Origin of the sequence: Afifella pfennigii DSM 17143 (assembly GCF_000688515.1) — a bacterium.
Taxonomy (GTDB): domain Bacteria; phylum Pseudomonadota; class Alphaproteobacteria; order Rhizobiales; family Afifellaceae; genus Afifella; species Afifella pfennigii.
The window spans coordinates 1-15,758 of record NZ_JHZK01000028.1 but is presented as its reverse complement, the minus strand read 5'-3'; the positions used below and the strand labels follow the sequence as shown (position 1 = coordinate 15,758).

Below are 15,758 nucleotides of genomic sequence, written 5' to 3'. Positions count from 1 at the left end.
ACCTTGGCGCGCAAAAAGCTGCGGCCTTTCCGGGAACCGAACCTCTCTTTCAGACTTGTGCGGCAATGCACAGCGCTGGGGTTGGACATCCGCCACAAGATGCGGAGGCCCCCAGGGAGAGGTTGATGACAAGGAAAGTTTTCACGCGCAGCTCCACGCGCAGGTCTTTGACGGCAGCCATTGCGGGCACCGCCGTCTTCATGACGCTCGCCTATACCACGCTCGGCGAGGCCACCGGCTCCGACGTGCCGGCCTCGGTCGTGGCGGCGCGCATCGACGGGGCTTGGGAGGTCGTGTGCGCGCGCGACACCTGGCCCAATATTACGCCGGGTTGCGCCGACGGCGCCTCCGCGCAGCCTTCCGCCAAGCGTCAGATTTCGCTGACCCATCCGGCCGACGACCCGCTGGTCGCCAAGCTGCGCTGAACGCGCCCGTGGGCGGGGCCGGCTGGCCGGCTCCGCGCCGCTTGGCGGTATCCTAATCATTTCTTTACCGGTTTCTGGACAATTCGCGCCATGAGGCGGCCGCGTGCGGCCTCGAAGGTCGCGAATGTTTGTATCTCGTCGTTTTCGCAGGCTTGCCTCCTGGCTGACGCTTGGCACCGCCCTGGCGCTCGCCGGCTGTGGTTCGGCCCCCAAGCGCATGTCGTCGCTGGAATGCATGCAGCGCGCCATGTATTTTGAATCCAACCGCTCCAGCGACGAAGGCATGCTGGCGGTCGGCACCGTGGTGATGAACCGCGTCAAGTCGAAGGATTTCCCCAACGACGTCTGTGCCGTCGTCGGCCAGAAGAACCAGTTCGCCAAGGGCTTGCTGTCGAAGCCGATGACCGATTCCGGCCGCCCGCGGGCGCAGCGCATGGCCAAGGAGGTCTTGCGCGGCAAGCGTCATCCGGGCGTCGGCGAGGCACGCTTCTTCCACACCGCCGGCTACAGCTTCCCCTATTCCAACATGCATTACGTGCTGATGGCCGGGGGCAATTCCTTCTACGTCAAGCGCAAGGCGCTGCCCGGCCGGCAGAACCGGCCGCAGGAGGTGGTCATCGCCGCCGCCAAGGCGAAACGTTCCGTGCCGAGAGAGGCGCCGCAGGCAAAGCCGCGCGCGCCGATCATGGTGGCCGATACGCGCTCGCGCGCGCCCGCCGCGCCCTCCCGCCAGGTGGTCTTCGCGCCGGCCGCGCCCGTGCAGCCGCGCCCGGCGCCGGTGCTGGCCGCCATGCCGGCCCCCGCGCCTGCGCCGCGGAGCATTGAGGAATTGATCGCCCTCAACTGAACGAAAAGTTCAGCATAAAATTCAACCTGAAGTTTATGTCGCACGGAAGCTGCGCTAGGCTCGCCCCTTGCACGCATCCAGGCCCGCACGCATTCAGGGCATTCAGGGAGGAAGACATGCGCCGCGCTCCGACCCCCACCTTTGCCTTTGCCGCCGCCTTTGCCCTCGCTCTGCCCGCCGGGGAGGCTCTGGCCGTTTGCGGCTGCACCAACATGACCATGGCCCGCGCCGATCCCGGCACGCAGATCATTTGCTCGGCCGCGCAGCGCCCCGGCTTTCCCGAATGCACCGAGCGCACCGGCGGGGCACGCACGACCTGCACCACCACCTACGAATATGCCTGCCCGACCGGCGTCAACAGCGCCAATTGGGCGGGCGCGGCGCCCTCGCAGAAGACCGGCTTCGGCGCCAACGCGACGCTGACGGGAACGGAGAGCCAATGCACCAGCGGCCAGCTCCTTACCCTCACCATCACCGGCAATGGCGGCGTGGAGCCGAACCCGAATATCAACCCCACCAATGCCACCGGCGCCGCCGGTCAGCTGGTGGGGGGCGTCACCTTCAACGTCGACAACACCGCCACCAACCCCTTCCCGCAATATCCGCGCGGCGGCGGCACCCAGAACAACCCCAATTTCGGCGGCGACAATTACCGCTGGGCCGATAACGCGGCGGTTCTCATCGAGCGCGGCAACGGGCGCACGCGCTGGTGGGACAACACCGATCAGGGCAAGGACAACCAGGCCGAGGTCGCCACCTGGAGCTACAAATTCGTCTCCTGGGTGAAGGGCTCTTCCACGGCGCAATCGAGCTGCGCCTGCGGCTTCGACATCACCGTGAACTGGCCGGCCAACGCCAATCCGGTGACGACCTACACCCAGGACCCCGCCTATTCCAGCAACTGCACCTTCTGAGGGCGGCTGGCGGCAAGGCGAGAGGCGCCCTGCCTAGCGGCGCAGGAAGGCGGGCAGGGAGCGCCAGAAGTCGCGCGGCCGCTCCGGATCGGCAAGGTCGGAATCGGCAAGCGCCTCCTCCTTGGCGGTGAGCTCGCGCATGGGCATGGGCTCAAGGCGGGGCGCCTCCCCGTTCAAGGCATCGATCGCCGCGATCATGGAGCCGCCGGCGCGCGCCAGCGCCGCCTCCACGGTCTGAGGCTCCTGGCCGAGATGCTCGGCGAGGAGCCGGTTGCGGATGGCGAGGATTTCTTCTCCGACCGCGCGGTCGCCGCCGGCTTCAAGAACCACGTCGCATTCGGTGTCGAAGCCCATGGAGCGGTTGTTGAGGTTGGCCGAGCCGATCTTCAGCACTTGGTCGTCGGCGATCATGATCTTGGCGTGCACGTAGATGGGCGTGCCCGCCTCGTTCACCGGGTAGAGGATGCGGAAACGGCCCTGCCGGTCGGCCGCCCTGATGCGCTGCAGCATCTGCGTGCGCGCCGAATCCATCACCTTGGCTTCCAGCCAGCCTTCGGCCGTGTCGGGATTGAGGACGACGATTTCCGGCGGGTCGGGTTCGGCGAGCCGCGCCGCGATCGCCTTGGCGATGGTGATGGAGGCGAAATACTGGCTTTCGATATAAAGGCTCTGCTTGGCGCCGGCGATGATGGCGAGCTTCAACGCCTCGATCTCGCTCACCTGCGCGTGCCCGTCATAGGCGGGGATGGTGCGGGCGATGCCGATCTGGATGTCGCGAAGGTTCGCCTTCAGGCTTTCCGGCCAGGCCTCGTGAGTGGCTTTCACCGGTTGCAGGTCCTCGCCCGTCGCGCGCAGCCAGCGCTGGCGCGCCAGCGCCCCGAGCGCCTCTGCCGCCGGGCCTGAGATGCAGGTCGTGGCGTCGTGCCAGGGATCGAGCCTGAACCCCCAAGGCGAGCGCCGCCCCTTGCGCCCCTCTTCGTGTGCGCAGGTGTCCCAGCGTCCGAGCGTCATGTCGATGCCGCCGCAAAAGGCAACCGCGTCGTCGATGACGATGAGCTTCATATGGTGGGCGGCGAGCGGCGGATGGGCGTGGTCGAGCCTCATCTCGACGCGCCCGGGCGCCAGCCATTGCAGCATGTAGAAGGGCGTCTCGCCGCGGGCGAGCGATTGCATGACGCCGGCGTCCCATTTGAGGATGCGGATCTCCAAATCGGAACGGCGCTTGGCCAGCCAGTTGAGGAAGCTGCCGACGGCGTTCGGCCCCTCCAGCGTCTCGCCTTCCGGCTCCAGCTTGATGCGCGCGTCGAAATCCCAGCCGATGAGCAAGACCGATCGGCGCGCCTTCAGCATCGCCTCCTTGGCGGCGCGGAAGAAGTCGGCGGCATCGACGATCACCGCCAGCCGCTCTGCCCGCGCCTTGCGCCAGCAGGTCCGGTCGTTGAGGAGCGAGACGGGGTCCTTCTCGGGCATCGGGCTTCCCATACGGCTCGGCGCCGGCGGCTAGATGTGGCGCAGCCGGTCGCCGCAGGCAAGGCGGCGTGCCATCGCGGGCGGCGGATCGTCTTCTTCTGGCCGTCATTGCGCAAGCCTAGTATGGGCCCGCAAGATCGTGATGACAGAAGAGGCCCTGATGCTGCTCCCAAGCGCCCGCCATTTCCTTTCCCTGACGCTGCCCGCCGCCTGCCTTCTCGCCGCCATGCCGTTTGCCGCCATCCCCACGGATGCGGCCGCGCAGGAGGCCGCGCCGGTGGCCGAAGTGGCGCTTTCCTCCGGCGGGCTGGCGGAGATCGTGCGCACGGCCCGCCTTGCCGGCGATGGCGAGCTCGTCCTTGCCGTGCCCTCCGATCAGGTGGACGACGTGTTGAAGAGCCTTCTCGTCTCCGACCCCGCCGGCACGGTGCGCGGCGTCGCCCTGCCGGGGCCCGACGGCACGCAGGCCGCTTTCCGCACCATGCCCTTCCAGCCTTCCGACCTTGCCTCGCCGGCGAGCCTGATGGCGGCGCTGACCGGCGCGGCGGCCGAGGCGGAGCGCGACGGCACCACCCATTCCGGGCGCGTTCTCGGCGTTTCCCGCCGCCAGCTCGGCGACGGCGCCGAGGAGATGCTGCTCTCGCTCTCCACCGCCGATGGCGAGATCGTCTCCGTGCCGCTCGATGCCGCCACGCGGCTTTCCCTGCGCGAGGAGGCGCTCAAAGCCAAGCTCGCCGACGCCGTCGACATCCTCGCCGCCGCCCGCACCGAAGGCACGCTACGCCTTGCCGTGTCGCTGAAGGGCGAGGGCGAGCGCCAGGTGGCCATCCGCTATGTCGTGCCGGCCCCCGTCTGGAAGAGCGCGCACAGGCTCGTCCTGCCGCCGGAAGGCGAGGCGGCGGAAGGCGAAGCGATGAAGGCGCGCCTGCAATCCTGGGCGGTGGTGGAGAATTTCTCCGGCGCCGACTGGCGGGGCGTGCGCCTGTCCTTGACCTCCGGCGCGCCGGTGACGCTGAAGCAGAGCCTGCATGCGGCCCATTGGGCCGACCGCGAGGAGGTGCCGGTGGCTATGGCGCCGGAGGAGGAGCGGGGGATGCCGCTCCTTTCGCGCCAGCGCAGCTTTGAGGCGCTCGGCGCCGGCCTTGCCGACATGGCCGAGGCCGCCCCCGCCGCCGCGCCCAAGGCTATCTCCGCCCCGACGGCGGAGGCGCAGGGCGCCGAAGCCAGCCTCGCCGTCACCTATACCGTTCCCTTTCCGGTCGACCTTGCCGAGGGAGGCTCGCTGACCCTGCCGGTCGTCGACCGCGAGCTGGAGGCGGAGCGCTTTTCCGTCTTTGAGCGCGGGGCGGGGGGCGAGCATCCGCGCGCCGCCGTGCGCCTCGTCAATGCCGGCGAGACCTCGCTTTCCCCCGGCATCGTCACGCTCTTCGACCCGGCGAGCGGCTATACGGGCGATGCCATGCTGCGCGCGGTGGCGCCCGGCGAGGAGACGCTGCTTGCCTTCGCCGCCGACCGCAAGGTGAACGTCAAGGTCTCCGACAGGCCGGTCGAGGCGATCATCGCCGCCCGCGTCGCCGAGGGCGTCTTGACCGCGACCCGCCGCCACCGCGCCCTCACCACCTACGACGTCACCGGCGCCGCCGACGCCGGCCGCTCCCTGCGCATCGTTCATCCGCGCCGGCCGGGCTGGGAGGCGAGCGTTGAGGGCGCGACGACGGAGGAAGAGAGCGATGCCGCCCGGCTCTTGGTGCACGCCGCCATCCCCGCCGGTGAGCGCCGGCAGGTCACCGTCACCGAGGACCGGCTGGTGGAGGAGACCTACGCCATCGCCGACGCCGACGCCGATTTCATCCTCTCCATCGCCTCCTCCAAGGGCGTCTCGGAGGAGCTTGCCGGCAAGTTGAAGGCTATCGCCGAGGTGAGATCGCGCCAGCGCCAGGCAGAAAAGGCGCTGCAAACCGCCGAGGAGGAGGCCGAGCGGCTGGCCCAGAACCAGGCGCGGCTGCGCCAGAACCTTGCCGCCGCGCCGCGCGGCAGCGATCTGGCGAACCGCTATCTCGACGATCTCGCCCGCTCCGAGGACGAGGTGCTGGCCGCCATGGACCGCGCCGATGCCGCCCGGCGGACCTTGCGGCAGCTTTCCGCCGAGCTGGAGGAGAAGGTGGCCGCGCTCTGAGAGGGCCCGTTCCCGCCGATGCGAGGGGGCGGCGCCGTGCCGCCGCCTCCCAGCCCCGTCATGGCTTGATCTTCGGCCCGTTCCGTGGTGAAGAAGCGGCGATGAACGAGCGACGCATCCGACCTGTCAGCTTTTATTGGCGCTTCCTCTAGGAAGCGGCAGTCGTCATCTTTTTGACCATTGCCGCCGTGTTTCGGGCGAGCAAGGTCATTTTCCACCACGACATCTCCCGGTTCACGGCGGCCCCATCGGAGGAAGGCCGGTGAAGATTGTGAACAATGTCGATTGGGAGATCGATCCCGCCCGTTCCGCGCTCCTGCTGCACGACCTGGAGGGCGAGGAACTGGCCCCGCTCGGCGGCCGGGAGAGAAAGCGCATCCTTGCCGAGGCGGAGCGGCTCGCCCGGCTTTGCGCGGCAAGGGGCGTGCCGGTCTTTGCCTCCAGGATGCCGCCGGCGCGGCGGGAGGGCGAGGCGGGCCTGCTCTACGACATCTGGGCGAGGCGGCGGGCCCCGGCGGCCTCTTCCGAGGCTGGCGACGGAGAGCCGGCGCCGGCCCTCCGGCTGGACGGCCTGCCGGTCACCCGCCTCGAAAAGCGCAGCTACTCCGCCTTTTACGCCAGCGAGCTGGAGGTGAGCCTGCGCCGTCTCGGCCGCGACAGCCTTCTCATCGCCGGCATCCATACCTCCATCGGCTGCCTGTCGACGGCCATCGACGCCTTCATGCGTGACATCCGCCCCTTCATGCTGGCCGATGCCATGGCCGATCTGTCGCCCGAAGAGCACGAGGCCGGCCTGAAGAAGGCGGCGCAGACCTGCGCCCGCATCGCCCGCACCGCCGAACTGGAGGCGGCGCTGCGCCAAAGGCGTCCGCCGCAGGTCTCCTTCGCCTTCGACGTCTGCTGAGACCGGCGGCGCGCGGGTTGGGGGTGCGGCCGGCGCGGTCTGCTTCAATCGGCGTCCGTGCTGTCGCCGAAGGCAAACGCCTCGCGCAGCCCCGCGACCATCTCCTGCGCGATGGCCTCGGTGGTGCCGTGCCGCGCAAAAAACGCTCCCGGATTTTGGCGCAGCACGCTGTCCGACGGCACCTTCGCGGCGGCGCTTGCCGCCTGGTCCGGCCGGGCCAGCCGCAGCGCGGCCAGAGCGATGAGCGCCTGGCTGTATTGCGATCCGTCCCGCGCCGAGCGCTGGGCCGTCGTCAGCATGGCCTCGTAGTCGCCCTGAAAATAACGATGCATCGCCAAGAGGTGGAAGTACCAGCCCGGCGGGTCGAGCGAGCGTTCTATGGCTTGCTGGAGAAGCGGGATGCCTTCGGCGAAATTGCCGCGCGCCGCCAGCCGCCAGCCGAGCTGCGCCAGCGTGTCGGGATCGTGAGGGTTGAGCTCGGCGCCGCGCCGCGCCAGCGCTTCGGCTTCCTCGTAGCGGCCCATGTAATGGCGGATCGACGACAGCGCCTTCAAGGCGAGAACGTTGTCGGGCTCAAGCTCGATCGCCCTGGCGGCCGCCTCCTCCCCCTGCCGGTAGAGCGATTGCGCCTCGCCGCCGCTGAAGCCGAAGCGGCCATCGTCCATGTAGATCCAGCCCAGCATGGCCCAGGCGTCGGCATAGGCGGGGTCGCGTTCGACCGCCGCTTCCAGGCAGGCGCGCATCGGCGCGAACGCGGCGGCCGAAAAGCTTCGCCTGTAATTGTACGACCTCAGCACGCACAGATAGCTGCCGATGCTTTCCGGCGCGAGCGCCGCGTCCCGCGCGCGCAGATCCTCGCTGATGGCGCCGTAGGGCTGGCCGAGCACGGTGGCAATGCGAGATGAGACGTCGCGGCGAAGCGACATGATCGCGCCGGGAGCCAGAGGCACTTCGTAGGATTCGCTCCACACGACCTCGTTCGTCTCCGCCTCGAGCAAACGCACGGAGATCTCCGTGCGCGTGCCCTCCGACAGCACGTCGCCGCTCAGCAGATAGACGATGCCCGCGCCGATGCGTTCCGAGATCGCCGCGGAGGAGACGGCCTAGCCGGACGGCTGGTAGAGGCGCAGCCCCTCGAATTTGCGCAAATCGACGACGAGCTCCGCGCTCAGACCCGCGGAAAGGGAGGCGGAGGCGTCCGAGGCGTCGATGGCGCGAAACGGAAACACCACCACCTTCGGGTTGCCCCGCTCCGTCGTGGCCGGCTCGGGATCGGCGACGACAAGCTGCCAGAACGAAGACGCCGCGATCGCCCCCGCAATGAGGAGGCCCGCCAGAGCGAGCCAGCGCCCGCGCTTTGCCGAATTTGCGGGCGCGGGGGGCGTGACGACCGGTTGGCCGTCCGTGTCGCGCCTTGCCGGGGCCTCGCTCGACGCCGCATTCGGCGGCCCGGCATCGCCAGCCCTGTCTGCCTCCACGCGCCAGTCGAACCTCGGCGCGTATCCGCCCTTGGGGATGGAGATGCGCACCGCGTCGCGCGCGCCTTCTCCCATATAGTAGCTGTCGAGATCGCGCCGCAATCGCCGTGCCTCGATGCGCACCACCGGATCGGCTTGGGCGTCGAAAGTCTCGTCGCGGCCGAAGACTTTGAGCGCGATGGCGAAGCCCTTCAGGGCCCCGGCCCGGCCTGCGAGGCTTTCCTCCACGACGAAGCGCAGGAACCGCCGACGCCGCTCGCTTGCCTCGAATTCGGCCGCCGCCAGCAGGCGGTCGAGCTCGGCCAGAATGTCTTCCGGCGCCGGCCCTGCGCAAGCATCGCCCCGATCTGTGGCCGCCGCGGGCTGCACGGTCGATGTCTCCGCAACGCTGACTGCGAACGATTTTACACCGGGCGGCGAGTTTTTGCGAGACGGTTTGCTCGCAATCGGGCGGCACACCGCCTGTTTGCGGCTGTATTGGCAAAGGTTCGAACATGTTCGTTGCTTCCAGAAGATCGTGAAAAGACACAAAAACGCCTGAAAGCGCCAGAGGGCGCGGGAGATGAGGCGGGTGACAGTTCGCGTGCTTCGATCTTCGACGACATGCCTTAGGAGAGTGCAGGCAAAGTGCGCGAGACCTTCTTCGTGGCGCGTTGGCCGGAGCGCGAATTTCAGATCCGTCGCAGATGCGCCAGGGACGAGGACTTCCGCGCCATCGTTTCCGACTACGACCAGGCCTGCGCGGCGCTGGCGCATTGGCGTCAGGCGGCCGAGGCCAACTCGGAGAAGATCCGCGAATACGAGGAGATCGTCAAAGAGCTTGAGGCGGAAATCCTGGAGCGCCTCGCCTGCGCGCCGTGATCGTGGCCCCGAGCCAGAAAGGACGAAGGCCGGTTTTCACCAAGCATGAGGGAGATTTCTCGATGCATGAACAAATGCGCAAGCGCGAAGCGTTTCCGTGGCGAGGATTGGCAGCGTTCGCCCTCGGTGCCGCCGTCTTCTCGGCAGGCTTTATCGCCGCCCCGGCCAAGGCGCAGGATTCGGAGGCTGCCGGCAGCAAGCCCAATATCCTCCTCATCGTTTCCGACGATACGGGCTGGGGCGACCTTGGGCCCTATCTCGGCGGCGAGGGGCGCGGCATGCCGACGCCGGCCTTCGACAAGCTTGCCGCCGAGGGCATGACCTTCACCAACTTCTACGGCCAGCCTTCCTGCACCCCCGGCCGCGCCGCCATCCAGACCGGGCGCAATCCCAACCGCAGCGGCATGACCACCGTGGCCTTCCAGGGCCAGGGCGGCGGTCTGCCGGCGGCCGAATGGACGCTCGCCTCCCTCCTCAAGGAGGCCGGCTACAAGACCTACTTCACCGGCAAATGGCATCTGGGCGAGAGCGACTACGCTCTGCCGAACGCGCAGGGCTACGACGTGATGAAATACGCCTTCCTCTATCACCTCAACGCCTACACCTACCCCGATACGAACTGGTTTCCGGGCATGAGCGACGAGGTGAGGAAGGTCTTCCAGGATTCCACCAAGGGCGCTTTGTCCGGCAATGCCGGCGAGGAGGCGACGGAGGTCTGGAAGGTCAACGGCGAGTACGTCGACACCCCCGATCAGGGCGTCGTCGGCATCCCCTTCCTCGACGCCTACGTGGAAGCGGCGGCGATCGAGTTCCTGGAGGACGCGGCACAGGATTCCGACACGCCGTTTTTCATCAACCTCAACTTCATGAAGAACCATCAGCCGAACCTGCCGCACCCCGATTTTGAGGGTCAGTCCATCTCCAAGTCCAAATACGCCGATGCGGTGGTGGAGCTCGACGCGCGGGTCGGCAACGTGCTCGACAAGCTCGACGAGCTTGGCCTCACCGACGATACGCTGGTCTTCTACACCGTCGACAACGGCGCCTGGCAGGATGTCTATCCGGATGCGGGCTATACCCCCTTCCGCGGCACCAAGGGCACGGTTCGCGAGGGCGGCAGCCGCGTGCCGACCTTCGCGCGCTGGCCGGGCAGGATCGCGCCGGCGAGCGTCAGCCACGACATCACCGGCGGCCTCGATCTGATGGCGACCTTCGCCTCGCTCGCCGGTATCGACCTGCCGACGCAGGACCGCGAGAACCAGCCGATCGTCTTCGACAGCTTCGATATGACGCCCGTGCTCACCGGCACCGGAGCCTCCGAGCGCAACAACTGGTTCTACTTCACCGAGGATGAGTTGACGCCGGGCGCCGTGCGCGTCGGCAACTTCAAATACGTCTTCAACCTGCGCGGTGACGACGGTGCCGACACGGGCGGGCTCGCCGTCGACACCAACCTCGGCTGGAAGGGCGCCTCGAGCTATGTCGCGACGGTTCCGCAGGTCTTCGACCTGCTTGCCGATCCGCAGGAGCGCTACGACATCTTCATGACCAACTTCACCGAGAGCACCTGGGCCGTGGTTCCGGCCAACCAGGCGGTGGCGGACCTCATGAAGACCTATGTCCAGTATCCGCCCCGCAAGCTCCAGAGCGAGACCTACAGCGGACCGATCACGCTCAGCCGCTACCAGCGCTTCCAGTATGTGCGCGATGCGCTGGAGAAGGAGGGCGTCACCATTGGGCTGCCCACCGGCAACTGAGCCGTCAATGACGAACTGCCGGGCCCGAATGGGCCCGGCCCTTTCCAGTCTGGGCCGATCCCTGAACGGCCCGCAGCCTGAAGGGTGGACGAAGATGCCGTGCATGCCATCCCGCCTCTTGGCCCTCGCGGCGATCCTTTTCGCCGCGCCCGCCATGGCCCAGGACGATCCCTTGCCGTCCTGGAACGAGGGCGCCAGCAAACAGGCCATCATCGCCTTCGTGGAAGGCGTCTCCAGCGAGGCGAGCGCCGATTTCGTCGACGAAGCCGAGCGCATCGCCGTCTTCGACAACGATGGAACGCTCTGGGCCGAGCAGCCCGCCTACTTCCAGCTCCTCTTCGCCATCGACCGGGTCAAGGCCCTGGCGCCGCAGCATCCGGAATGGCAGACGCAGGAGCCTTATGCATCCATCCTCAAGGGCGATCTGAAGACCGCCTTCGCCAATGGCGAAAAGGACGTCGCCGCCGTCGTCGGCGCAACGCATGCGGGCATGACGACGGACGAATTCGCCGCCGTCGTGGAGGAATGGCTCGCCACCGCCAGGCATCCGACGAGGGATGTGCCCTATACGCAGATGACCTATCAGCCGATGCTGGAGCTTCTCGCCTATCTGCGGGCCAATGGTTTCAAGACCTTCATCGTCTCCGGCGGCGGCATCGACTTCATGCGCGTCTTCACCGAGCGGGTCTACGGGGTGCCGCCCCAGGAGGTCGTCGGCAGCGCCGGCAAGCTGAAATTCAGCGTGGTCGACGGCCGCCCGATCCTGGAAAAGCTCCCCGAGATCGACTTCGTCGATGACGGTCCGGGCAAGCCCGTCGGCATCCAGATGCATATCGGCCGCAAGCCGATCGCCGCCTTCGGCAATTCCGACGGCGACCTGCAGATGCTGCAATATACCTGCCTGCCGCCGGGGCCCGATTTCTGCCTCTACGTGCACCACACCGATGCGAAGCGCGAATGGGCCTATGATCGCCAGGCGACCTTCGGCAAGCTGGACAAGGGCCTCGACGCGGCGGCCATCAACGGCTGGACGCTCGTCGATATGGCCAAGGACTGGAAGACGGTGTTCGCGAAGTGAAGGCGGGCGCGGGGCGCGCGCTCGCCTTCGGCCCGTGCTGAAGCGGCCGGGGCCTCAAGGGGCGGCCGTTCAGGGCCGCCCGCCGTTCTTGGCCAGCAGCGAGGCGACCTCCGCGCCGCTGCGCCCGGCGCGCGCGCCGATGGCGTTCAAGGTCTCGCCGCTTTCTGCCGCAATCGCCGCGCCCTTCAGCACCTCCACCGCCTTTTCCGGGGTGAGGCCGAAGGCGGGCGCGGCATCCTCCAGGCTGGCGCTGGTGACGGCGCGGAACACCGCGCCGGGGCTGACATTGGAGCTCGTGCCGGTCATGCCGGTGATGAGGACGGAGGCTGCGAGGCTGACGGCGAAGGCGGCGACGGCGGCGCTGCGCTTCCAATAGAGCGTGAAGGGCTTCCAGTTGCGCACCAGATGCCAGCCGCCGAGCGCGATGAAGGCGATCGACAGCCATTCGTGCGAGAAGCGCACCAGGCCGCCATACCAGTGGAAGAGCAGCATCACCCCGGTGACGGAGGAGACGACGAAGAGGACGATCATCACCGGGGTGACGATGTTGCGGGCGGAAAGCGCGGACATTTCTTTTCTCCGACAAGTGCTGGGCGGGCCGCAGGGCCGCGTCCGGGCCGGCGGGGCGGGAGAGCGGGGGCCTCCGGCGCCGCTCTCCTGCGGCGCCGGCGGGCGCTTTGAGCATGCCGTCGGCTTTCGCGGCAAGAGCTACGCCCGCGCCTTGCGGGAATCAAATTAAATGAATTTAATCAGCAACTTAGAAGATTTCTAAGGCGGGCGCCGGAAAGCCGATGGTGCCGTAAGCGAGGCCGTGGAATGGATGCCAAGGCGGGGCCCAGGCATGACGACAGTCTCAAACTCGGCATTCGTTGTCGTCATGGCCGGGCTTGACCCGGCCAACCATGCCACAGCCCGTCAGCGGGATTGTGGGCTCTCCACCGCAGGCTACCTGATGGCGGTGTGGCTCCCCGTGGTAGAGAAATGCCCGCCTAAGCGGGCGCCGAACGGCGCGCGGCAGGACGACGAAACGACGCGTTCATCTGTCGTCAGGCCAGGGCCCCACCTTGGCATCCATGCCGTTCCGCCGTCGACAGGCTCTGACTTCGCGGTGTCCATTGAACCACGACATGCTCCGATGAAGCCGCCCCGATCGGCTCGCAATTGTCAGTTTCCGCTTCTATCGCTCAAGTTTCGGCGATGCCCCGTCTGAACGAATGGGGTGGCGTCCCGGCGCCGGTGTTAGAGCCTGCCGCCACGAACACCGGCACCACCAGAACCAACGGACAGGGACCATGACATCATCACCAAAGCTGTTCGGGCTGCTTGCCTGGACCGTTTTTGCGTTTCTTTTTCTTTCCGGCGCGGCATGGGCGCAGACAACGGTGCCCATCGGCACGGTTGAGGCCACCATCGACGGCGTGTCCTATCGCGGCGAGACCTTGCATGTGCCCTCGGAAGACACAGCCACGGCGGAAATCCGCAGCTTTGGCCCCATAAGCATGGTGTCGATCCAAGCACACGACCCTGAAGCCGAAAGCATGATGCGTGGTGTACTGAGTGTCGACATCGGTCCCGTCAGCGGGTCCGACGCAGCGGGCGCCGAAGCGTCGGTGAGTTACTTTCCCGAAGGGATGCGGAATTTCTACGTCAGCGACGAGGACCCCGCCCACGCCTCCATTACCGTAGAGACCTTGGCTATTGAGGGCGAGAAGGGCAGGGCAAGGGGCGCGTTCTCCGCGTTTTTGTGCAAGCGCGAAAGCGCGATGTCTGAACTCGATAGCGAGGATTGCATCACGGTCGAGGGCACCTTCGACACCGTGCTTCATCTCGCGGGCTGAGCGGCGCCAGGAAAAGGAAACGACGCGATGTGAGATGTCAGTGTCGCTCGATCCGTCGGGACCACGACCTCGCCGTTCCTTCTCTTGAGCGTGGCGGTCGATTTCGCGATCACGCTGGCCTTCACCCAGCCTGACGAAACCGGTCGCCACGAATTCCGCTATCTCAACTTCTCCGCTTAGGCGGTGCTCGGCCGCGCCATCAGCGAGGTGGAGGAAGGCAGGCGATACGGTGAACCGACCGGCGTTTGCACAGTTCCGGAGGCATGATGAAAACCCCAGCTGCAATTGCCCTCTTCTCAGGCATGGCGGTAATGACGGGACTTGCTCCATGTCCCGTCCATGCCGATCCATCGGCGCAGTTCGTCAACGCGGGCGGCTACGCTGCGGTGGAGGCGGACCGGTTATGGGACGCCATCAACGAAGCCCTTTCTGAGGCCAGCCCGCAATCGGCCTTGTTGCCTGCTGCCGACATCGGTCCGATGCCGCTGGCCGTTTTTGCCCTCGATATGTCGGAGCCTGGGCTGGAACGCGTACGCTATCGGATACGCTATGGGACCAATTGGATCGACGCCCCGCCGAGCGCGGCTCCCCTTCCGATCAGCTATATCGAAGTGGTCCGTTTCAATCTCGGGCCGGCCATTCGCGACGATCTCATCGGCACGCTCGGTGATGAACACGTAGCGGGAGAGGAAGAATTCGGTGTGGGCCCGCATGTGGGATGGCGGCTGATGACCCGGCCGATCATGGGCAATCGGGCCATGATCATGGCCGCCGGGCGCATGGAAATCGGGGCGACGGCGGCACAAGGCGAAGCGTGCCTTGGTTCACCCTGTCTCGATGTGCGCTCGCCTATCGAAACCGCCGCAGCTTGGGGAGAACTGGAACATGCCGGCGCCGTTTCCCGAGGTCCATGGCCGGACAGGTCGGGCAATGTCGTTGCCCCGGCGGTAGCCACTGATCTGTTGCTGGGCGAGATCGACGACATCGAGACGGATATGGCACCCTCCGAGCCGAAGATCCCCGACTGGGCGATCGAGGCGGTCATCGACGTCAACCTTGGACAGGATGAAGGTCTGGACGCCGTCTATCGGTGGGATGGATTGCTCGATGGTTCGGTTGCTGCGATTTGGGAGCGGTTGGCGTCGTTTTCGACCGGTAGCGGGGAACCAACAATGTTTCGTGCCAGGGCTTATGAATGCGCGCGCGGGCCCGAATTTGCACCGCCAGGCGAGTTTTGCCCCTGAGCCAGTCCTGAGTGATGGCGAGGAGACGGTCCGGCGGATCCTCGAAGATCGACGGCAGACATCAAATTAAATGAAAAAAAAATCAATAATTTAGTAGAATTCCAAGGCGGATGATTGCAAGCCGATGCTGCCGTAGGCGAGGCCGTGGAATGGATGCCAAGGCGGGGCCTTGGCATGGCGACAGTCTCAAACTCGGCATTCGTTGTCGTCATGGCCGGGCTTGACCCGGCCAGCCATGCCACAGCCCGTCAGCCGCCGCCGCATTTTTGAGCTTTCCGCCGCAGGCCGCCCTGACAGGGGTGCGGCTCCCCGTGCTGGAGAGGTGCCCGGGTGAGCGGGCGGTGAGCGGCGCGCGGCGAGACGGCCTGAATAACGCCTCCCGCATGTCTCGTCGTGCTTAAGCGGCAGGACGACGAAACGACGCCTTCATCTGTCGTCATGCCAAGGCTTGACCCACGGCTGTCCGGTTTAATTTCACGCCCATTGCAGGAGCATTTGGTTGGGGTCCTTGGACGGCTCTGGGGGTGGCTCGATCAGGCGGTCGATGCGCTTTTTGTGCATGAGGTTGGCGCGCACGAGCCTGGCGAAGGCGAGCGGGCTTTGAATGGCGTTCTGGGCGGCCTGGGCGAGGCGCAGGATGAGGAAGGCGATGAGCGCCACGGCGATCTGGATGCGCACGGCGTTCTCGCCGCGCCCGAGAAAATGCCTGATCTTGAGCGTCTGCTTGACCCACCGGAAGAACAGCTCGATGGCCCAGCGCCTTTTG

15 protein-coding genes are annotated in these 15,758 nt (G+C 66.8%); 10 read left to right on the top strand and 5 right to left on the bottom strand.

The window, feature by feature from the left end; genetic code table 11:
- Positions 1–125: 125 nt before the first annotated feature.
- The 3 genes from Q331_RS0115950 (at position 126) to Q331_RS0115940 (ending at position 2,186) form a co-directional block, all read left to right on the top strand.
- On the top strand, positions 126–425 hold the full coding sequence (locus Q331_RS0115950) for a hypothetical protein (RefSeq protein WP_156953385.1): 300 nt from the start codon (positions 126–128) through the stop codon (positions 423–425).
- A gap of 124 nt (positions 426–549) precedes the next feature.
- Complete coding sequence (locus Q331_RS24430; protein ID WP_084175103.1) at positions 550–1,272, top strand: cell wall hydrolase; 723 nt, start codon at positions 550–552, stop codon at positions 1,270–1,272.
- A gap of 116 nt (positions 1,273–1,388) precedes the next feature.
- Positions 1,389–2,186 (top strand): hypothetical protein, encoded by a 798-nt coding sequence (locus Q331_RS0115940; protein WP_026381492.1) that lies wholly within the window; start codon positions 1,389–1,391, stop codon positions 2,184–2,186.
- A gap of 33 nt (positions 2,187–2,219) precedes the next feature.
- Here the strand turns inward: Q331_RS0115940 and Q331_RS0115935 are convergent, their stop codons facing one another.
- On the bottom strand, positions 2,220–3,656 hold the full coding sequence (locus Q331_RS0115935; protein WP_026381491.1) for a phospholipase D-like domain-containing protein: 1,437 nt from the start codon (positions 3,654–3,656) through the stop codon (positions 2,220–2,222).
- A gap of 160 nt (positions 3,657–3,816) precedes the next feature.
- Here Q331_RS0115935 and Q331_RS22120 point away from each other — a divergent pair, with 160 nt between their 5' ends.
- Entirely contained in the window at positions 3,817–5,832 is a 2,016-nt protein-coding gene (locus Q331_RS22120) for a hypothetical protein (protein ID WP_156953384.1), read from the top strand.
- Between the two features lie 262 nt (positions 5,833–6,094).
- Positions 6,095–6,736, top strand: a complete 642-nt coding sequence (locus Q331_RS22115) for an isochorismatase family protein (RefSeq protein ID WP_051631257.1) — start codon at positions 6,095–6,097, stop codon at positions 6,734–6,736.
- 44 nt (positions 6,737–6,780) lie between these two features.
- Here Q331_RS22115 and Q331_RS0115915 read toward each other — a convergent pair whose 3' ends face one another.
- Together Q331_RS0115915 and Q331_RS0115910 are read right to left on the bottom strand one after the other, a co-directional pair.
- Positions 6,781–7,740: a tetratricopeptide repeat protein gene (locus tag Q331_RS0115915; protein WP_156953383.1), complete on the bottom strand. Its 960-nt coding sequence runs from the start codon at positions 7,738–7,740 to the stop codon at positions 6,781–6,783.
- A gap of 99 nt (positions 7,741–7,839) precedes the next feature.
- Entirely contained in the window at positions 7,840–8,583 is a 744-nt protein-coding gene (locus tag Q331_RS0115910) for a hypothetical protein (protein WP_026381489.1), read from the bottom strand.
- Between the two features lie 258 nt (positions 8,584–8,841).
- On the opposite strand from Q331_RS0115910, the gene Q331_RS0115905 reads away from it, so the two are divergent.
- The 3 genes from Q331_RS0115905 to Q331_RS0115895 all read left to right on the top strand — a co-directional run bounded on the left by Q331_RS0115905 (position 8,842) and on the right by Q331_RS0115895 (position 11,910).
- Positions 8,842–9,075 (top strand): hypothetical protein, encoded by a 234-nt coding sequence (locus Q331_RS0115905; protein WP_026381488.1) that lies wholly within the window; start codon positions 8,842–8,844, stop codon positions 9,073–9,075.
- 74 nt (positions 9,076–9,149) lie between these two features.
- The gene (locus Q331_RS0115900) at positions 9,150–10,832 is read left to right on the top strand and encodes an arylsulfatase (protein ID WP_026381487.1); all 1,683 of its coding nucleotides are present in this window, start codon (positions 9,150–9,152) and stop codon (positions 10,830–10,832) included.
- A gap of 103 nt (positions 10,833–10,935) precedes the next feature.
- Complete coding sequence (locus Q331_RS0115895; protein ID WP_210164976.1) at positions 10,936–11,910, top strand: HAD family hydrolase; 975 nt, start codon at positions 10,936–10,938, stop codon at positions 11,908–11,910.
- 69 nt (positions 11,911–11,979) lie between these two features.
- Here Q331_RS0115895 and Q331_RS0115890 read toward each other — a convergent pair whose 3' ends face one another.
- On the bottom strand, positions 11,980–12,480 hold the full coding sequence (locus Q331_RS0115890; RefSeq protein WP_026381485.1) for a DUF4405 domain-containing protein: 501 nt from the start codon (positions 12,478–12,480) through the stop codon (positions 11,980–11,982).
- A 722-nt stretch (positions 12,481–13,202) separates the two neighbouring features.
- On the opposite strand from Q331_RS0115890, the gene Q331_RS0115880 reads away from it, so the two are divergent.
- Complete coding sequence (locus Q331_RS0115880; RefSeq protein WP_034492677.1) at positions 13,203–13,748, top strand: hypothetical protein; 546 nt, start codon at positions 13,203–13,205, stop codon at positions 13,746–13,748.
- 263 nt (positions 13,749–14,011) lie between these two features.
- A complete protein-coding gene (locus tag Q331_RS0115870) occupies positions 14,012–14,992 on the top strand; it encodes a hypothetical protein (RefSeq protein WP_156953382.1) in 981 nt (326 codons plus the stop codon).
- A 474-nt stretch (positions 14,993–15,466) separates the two neighbouring features.
- On the opposite strand, the gene Q331_RS22110 is transcribed toward Q331_RS0115870, so the two are convergent.
- Positions 15,467–15,758: IS4 family transposase (locus Q331_RS22110; RefSeq protein WP_034492672.1), on the bottom strand; the 292-nt coding region annotated here is incomplete at its 5' end.